Source organism: Ramlibacter sp. WS9, assembly GCF_003797765.1.
Classification (GTDB): domain Bacteria; phylum Pseudomonadota; class Gammaproteobacteria; order Burkholderiales; family Burkholderiaceae_C; genus Ramlibacter.
This window is the reverse complement of sequence record NZ_RKMB01000157.1, coordinates 1-412: the sequence shown is the minus strand read 5'-3', so window position 1 is coordinate 412 and position 412 is coordinate 1. Positions and strand designations below refer to the sequence as shown.

The window sequence follows — 412 nt, the reverse complement described above, 5'->3', positions numbered from 1 at the left end:
ATCTTCAGGGTGGTCGACTTGCCAGCTCCGTTTGGGCCGAGGAGTCCGACGATCTCTCCCCGGTCGATGCGGAAGCTCAAGTCGTTTACCACCGTCCGGCCGGAAAAGCGTTTGCTCAGTCTGTCTATGTCGATCATGGTTTCACTGGAAGTTGAGCCGTTTGCTGTTATGCGTAGGGGATCGCATGAGCGCGGTAGATTACCGGGAGTTATTGGCTGGTTTTTCCAGTGGGCTCTTTTTGAGATTAGTTACTTATATTGTTGGGAAACTTCCTACGAACTCTCGTTAAAAGATGGAAGTTATCGAGACTTCCAGGGCGGCCCTGTAGCTGGCGCAGCGCCTTGGTTCCGCTGTGGGAACGCGGCCATGTCGCGCTCGCTGGTGCCTATGTTGGGGACGCGTCGATTCCCCC

1 protein-coding gene is annotated in these 412 nt (G+C 55.1%); it reads right to left on the bottom strand.

Annotated features, from left to right (window positions below; translation table 11 throughout):
* Positions 1–137: ATP-binding cassette domain-containing protein (locus EEB15_RS33430; protein ID WP_141514272.1), on the bottom strand; the 137-nt coding region annotated here is incomplete at its 3' end.
* Positions 138–412: the final 275 nt, after the last annotated feature.